General features: G+C 70.5%; 3 protein-coding genes and 1 pseudogene. All 4 read left to right on the forward strand.

Translation table 11 applies throughout. From position 1 onward, the window contains the following. Nucleotides 1-979: 979 nt before the first annotated feature. Nucleotides 980-1786 (forward strand): annotated as a pseudogene (locus ACWEN3_RS39400) (ABC transporter); the annotation flags it as partial. Nucleotides 1787-1948: 162 nt separating this feature from the next. After that, the gene (locus ACWEN3_RS39405) at nt 1949-2836 is read left to right on the forward strand and encodes a FadR/GntR family transcriptional regulator (protein WP_452981431.1); all 888 of its coding nucleotides are present in this window, start codon (nt 1949-1951) and stop codon (nt 2834-2836) included. A 426-nt stretch (nt 2837-3262) separates the two neighbouring features. After that, a complete protein-coding gene (locus ACWEN3_RS39410) occupies nt 3263-4813 on the forward strand; it encodes an RNA polymerase sigma factor (protein ID WP_452981434.1) in 1551 nt (516 codons plus the stop codon). 121 nt (nt 4814-4934) lie between these two features. After that, a complete protein-coding gene (locus ACWEN3_RS39415) occupies nt 4935-5795 on the forward strand; it encodes a serine protease (protein WP_452981437.1) in 861 nt (286 codons plus the stop codon). Nucleotides 5796-5854 lie beyond the last annotated feature (59 nt).

The following is a 5854-nucleotide window of genomic DNA, read 5'->3' on the forward strand; positions in this document are numbered from 1 at the left end:
AGATCGGTCAAAATCGTCGCTTATCAGACGTCCGCGCTGGACGTCGCCCCTCTGACGGCAACTACTCGTGCCCGCCCAGTCGACGGCGGAAACGGGAACCGCCGCACCGGGGCCGGCCACGCCGGTGCTCGGCTCGTCAGCGGCGCGGCAAGAGCCCTTGAGAGCTGACTGGTCCACGGCCGAGCGAAGCGCCGGGCCGGCGTCCGATGTCACGTCGACGGGACGGGGCGTCAGACGCACGGCAGACTTCTCATCGGTGGACCGGGGCGCCAGAGCGGTGTCCAGGCTGTCGTCGGTGGAACGGGGTGCTGCTGTGTCGGCCTCCTGCGCCGGCGAGCCGGGCACCGTGGCACCAGACCTTCCGTCGGTGGAGGACGGTGCTGCGGCGGGCATGGCGTCGGACGGACGGGAGCAGTCCGCGACTGGCCGGTCTTCGCCTGAGCGGAGGCCGGCTGTGCCGGACGGCCCCTCTGTCGAGGAAGGGCAGAGCTTGTCCGCTCTCTCGGCAGGGGAGCGGGTGCGGGTTGTCGGGGGTGAGCCTTCGTCGCTCGGGAGAGCGCCCGGTCACCGAACCGTGACGGATCACCCCCGACAGCCTCCCCAAGGCTCGCTGCCGACCGACCCGCAGTCCGAAGGCAGTGACATGACACGGGCAGAGGGCTTCGTCGTGCCTGGTGGCGAGGAAGTGTCGGCCGGTGGCGCGCCGGTGGAGCCTGTCGAGGCGCTCGCGGGTGCCGAGGGCACCCTCGACGCCGATCGGATCGCCGTTCCCGACGCCGGCCGATCCGAGAAGTCGTCGGTCGCGGAGACGCGGCCCGGTGGCGTGCGCATCTCCCAGCCGGACGCGGCCGCAACTCGTACCGGCCTGCCCGGGGCCAGGAGTTCCGGCATCCGACAGGCGAAGGCCGACCGCGGCGCCCGCACCGGCGGCGTCCGCACCCGCGGAGCCCGAAAAGGCGGCGTACGCACCCGCGACGCCCTGTCCTCCCTGCCACCTCCCATCTCGGTCCGCCCCGCCCGCAGTCCCCTCCGTCCCCTGCGCTACGAACTTCGGCGCGCCGCCGGCATCGGCACCGGCTTCCTCATCTGCGGTGCCGTGCTCGTGGTGTCCGCACTCACCGCCGTACTGCTGGCCAGGGCCGGCCACACCCCGCAGGCGCGGCTGTTCGCGGCGTGGCCACGGGAGCTGCCGCTGCCGCCCGCGGCGCTCGCGGCAGGGCTGCTCGGCGCGCTGGCCTTCGGGGACGAGTTCCGCCACCCCGCCCTGGCGACGGACCGCGGCACCGTGCCCCGCCGGCTGGGGCTGCTGGCCGCGAAACTCCTCGTCTCCGGAGCCACCGCGGTGCTGCTGGCCTTCCTCACCGTGGGCTGCGACGCCGAAGTGCTCTACATCGTCTACGGACGGGAGCTCACACAAGTTCCCGCGGACTGGCTTTCGCTCACCGCGAGTTGGTTCGCACTTGTGGTCGCCTGTGCCTGGGCCGGCGTACTGGCCGCAGGTGTCTTCCGGTCCGCCTCGGGAGGCCTCGCGTCCGTCCTCGCCGTGCCGGTTCTCGTCGCCCCGCTCCTGCACGAGGCGCTGCGGGGCCCCGCGGTGCGGATGGGTGCCGATTTCCCGGTGCGGTTGCGGGAGGCGCACCTGCTGCAGTGGCCGTTCGGAGGGGACCGCTACCTGCTCGCGACGGCTCGGATCATCGCACAACCCATGGGCGAGGCACTGACGTTGTCGCTGGCCGCACTGCTTTGCGCGTATCTGCTCACCACACTGCGCAGCAGAGCCCGATGACCGCCATCCGTCCGGTTCAGGTCCCGGTGTGCGCACAACTCCCCGTGGACAGCCCATTTCTTTCCGATAAGGCGTCAATTGCGACGGGGTGAGCGATCACCCTTTCGTGTGCTTTTCACCAAAGACCTCAAGGGAGTTGGAAGCGACGCCGACAAAGGATCCGTGAGTACCCTTGCGCACACCATGATGACCGCCGCCCGCTCCGCAGACTCCGGTCTGGTCGGTCCGGGCGAACTCGACCGCTACCCCTACGCCGAGGCCCCGGTGACCGAACGCGTCGGAGCGCCCGCCTGGGACGGAGGTGAAGCCGACCTGGGCCGGGTGGGCCGGCGGGCCGCGGGCAGTCGCGGACGCGGACTGCACGGCCAACTCGTACAGCAGCTGGGTCAGATGATCGTCTCAGGTGACCTGGGCGCGGACCGTCCGCTGGTGCCCGAGGAGATCGGCCAGCGCTTCGAGGTCTCCCGCACCGTCGTCCGCGAGTCCCTCCGTGTCCTGGAGGCCAAGGGCCTGGTCAGCGCCCGCCCGAACGTCGGCACGCGTGTGCGTCCCGTCAGCGACTGGAACCTCCTCGACCCGGACATCATCGAATGGCGGGCCTTCGGGCCCCAGCGCGACGACCAGCGCCGCGAGCTGAGCGAGCTGCGCTGGACGATCGAGCCGCTCGCCGCCCGTCTCGCCGCCGGGCACGGTCGCGAGGAGGTGCAGCAGCGCCTGTGCGACATGGTCGAGATCATGAGCCACGCCATGGCGCAGGGCGACGCGCTCACCTACTCGCGCGCCGACACCGAGTTCCACGCGCTGCTCATCCAGATCGCCGCCAACCGCATGCTGGAGCACCTCTCCGGCATCGTCTCGGCCGCCCTGCAGGTCTCGGGCGGCCCGGTCACCGGCTGTGACCGGCCGAACGAGACGTCCCTCGCGCTGCACGCGCGGATCGTCGACGCCCTCGGCACCGGCGACGGCACCGCGGCGGAGACGGCCATGCGGCAACTGCTCACGGTCCACCCCGAGGTGGAGCGAGTGGTTCCCGCGCCGCGCGAGCACTGACGCGCTCCGCAGGGTGCGGTCGCCAGTGTGCGGCGTCCTCGTGGTACGTGGCGCGCCGGGCCCGGGTACCGGCCGTCGCCGGACCCTGCCGGACCTCTGGAGTCCGGCGGGTCCGGCGGTGCGACGGGCTGTTGTGATCACGGCGTGACCGGAGCGATACCTTCGGCGATCTCCTCTGTCCATGTCTGCCCGCTTTTGGTTGCTTACGGGGTGTGACTCGGGCCACGCAGATTGGGCGTAACGCTCGTGGGAACAGCGCGATGACCTAATAGGTGACTGCCGCGGAGGGAATACGGACGCCATACCAGGCGCTGTGCATCTTCCCGGCCCCCGCCCGCGCCGTCGGCCACCCCCAGGCCGGTGGTCGGCTGCCGTCCGCAGTGGACGGTGCCGGAAGCCGTTTTCCAACGTTCCGAGAGGTTGTTCGTGTCGGCCAGCACATCCCGTACGCTCCCGCCGGAGATCGCCGAGTCCGTCTCTGTCATGGCGCTCATTGAGCGGGGAAAGGCTGAGGGGCAGATCGCCGGCGACGATGTGCGTCGGGCCTTCGAAGCTGACCAGATTCCGGCCACTCAGTGGAAGAACGTACTGCGCAGCCTCAACCAGATTCTTGAGGAAGAGGGTGTGACGCTGATGGTCAGTGCAGCAGAGCCCAAGCGCACCCGAAAGAGCGTCGCAGCGAAGAGTCCGGCCAAGCGCACCGCCACCAAGACGGTCGCGGCGAAGACGGTGACCACCACGAGGAAGGCCACCGCCAGCACGGACGCCCCCGCGGCGCCCGCCGCTCCGCTCGCAGCCGATTCCGCCGAGGAAGCCGCCCCCGCCGCCAAGAAGGCGGCCGCGAAGAAGACGACGACCGCCAAGAAGACGGCCGCCAAGAAGACCGTCGCCAAGAAGACGGCCGCCAAGAAGACCACGGCCAAGAAGGATGACGGCGAGATTCTCGAAGAAGAGGTTCTCGAGGACACCAAGGTCGCCGACGAGCCCGAGGGCGCCGAGAGCGCGGGCTTCGTCCTGTCCGACGAGGACGAGGACGACGCGCCCGCCCAGCAGGTCGCCGCGGCCGGTGCCACCGCCGACCCGGTCAAGGACTACCTGAAGCAGATCGGCAAGGTCCCCCTGCTCAACGCCGAGCAGGAGGTCGAGCTCGCCAAGCGCATCGAGGCCGGGCTCTTCGCCGAGGACAAGCTGGCCAACGCGGACAAGCTCGCCCCCAAGCTCAAGCGCGAGCTGGAGATCATCGCCGAGGACGGGCGCCGCGCCAAGAACCACCTCCTGGAGGCCAACCTCCGTCTGGTGGTCTCCCTGGCCAAGCGCTACACCGGCCGCGGCATGCTCTTCCTGGACCTCATCCAGGAGGGCAACCTCGGTCTGATCCGCGCGGTCGAGAAGTTCGACTACACCAAGGGCTACAAGTTCTCCACGTACGCCACCTGGTGGATCCGTCAGGCGATCACCCGCGCCATGGCCGACCAGGCCCGCACCATCCGTATCCCGGTGCACATGGTCGAGGTCATCAACAAGCTCGCGCGCGTGCAGCGCCAGATGCTCCAGGACCTGGGCCGCGAGCCCACCCCGGAGGAGTTGGCCAAGGAACTCGACATGACCCCGGAGAAGGTCATCGAGGTCCAGAAGTACGGCCGCGAGCCCATCTCGCTGCACACCCCCCTGGGTGAGGACGGCGACAGCGAGTTCGGTGACCTCATCGAGGACTCCGAGGCAGTCGTCCCGGCCGACGCCGTCAGCTTCACGCTTCTGCAGGAGCAGCTGCACTCCGTTCTGGACACCCTGTCCGAGCGCGAGGCCGGCGTCGTCTCCATGCGCTTCGGTCTCACCGACGGTCAGCCGAAGACCCTCGACGAGATCGGCAAGGTGTACGGCGTGACGCGTGAGCGCATCCGCCAGATCGAGTCCAAGACCATGTCGAAGCTGCGCCACCCGTCGCGTTCGCAGGTGCTGCGCGACTACCTCGACTAGGTCGGGTCGTACGACGACGAAGGCCCGGTTCCCTCCGTGGGAGCCGGGCCTTCGGGCTGCGCGCGGCGGCACGTTGGATCACTCTGGGTGTCCCAGCACCACCCCTGAGTGAGGAGCCTGCATGCACCGTTCCATTGCCCGGGTACTGATCCGGCCGCTGGTCATGGCGGCCACCCTGACCGCCATACCCCTGGTGGGCGCGGCTCCGGCGACCGCCGACAGCGTGGTGGTCGGCGGGTTCCCGATAGACGTCTCGCAGGCCCCGTGGACCGTGGCCCTGTCCAGCCGTGACCGGTTCGGAGGTACGCGCGCAGGCCAGTTCTGCGGCGGTGTCGCGGTCGCACGCACCACCGTACTCACGGCGGCCCACTGCCTGACCGACGACGTCCTCGGGGCGCCACCGAACCGCGTGAGCGACCTCAAGGTCATCGAGGGTCGCACGGACCTGCTGACGAGCGGGGGCAAGGAGATCGCCGTACAGAACGTCCGGGTCAACCCGGGCTTCGACAGCGCGACGAACTCCGGCGACTTCGCCGTCGTCACGCTCGCCGAGCCGCTGCCGCAGAGTGCGGTCGTCGGCATGGCGGGCCCGGGCGACCCGGCCTACGCGCCGGGCACGGAAGCCCTCGTCTCCGGCTGGGGTGACCTGACCGGCGGTGGCGCCTACGCGCACCGGCTCCACGCGGCGCGCGTACACGTGCTGTCCGACGACCTCTGCTCCCGGGCCTACCCGGGTGGTCCGGACGGCGTGTACCGGGCCGGCACCATGCTCTGTGCGGGCGAGGCCGCCGGTGGCCCGGATGCCTGTCAGGGGGACAGTGGCGGCCCGCTGGTGGCCGGAGGCCGGCTGATCGGTCTCGTGTCGTGGGGCAGCGGCTGTGGGCGCCCGGGGAGCCCCGGGGTCTACACGCGCATCTCCGAGGTCGTCCACGCGCTGGAACCCGGCGACGGCGCCTCGAAGAAGCCCCGTGGAGGCTCCTGAGGCCTGTACGAGAGTACGAGCACGGGCGGCCGCTCCTGGAGAGGTGCGGCCGCCCGTTC

It is taken from the genome of Streptomyces sp. NPDC004561, assembly GCF_053602155.1.

What these genes read in the sequence shown, in the direction of transcription:
- ACWEN3_RS39415 (WP_452981437.1), top strand. Translation starts at nt 4,935, where the DNA reads ATGCACCGTTCCATTGCCCGGGTACTGATCCGGCCGCTGGTCATGGCG.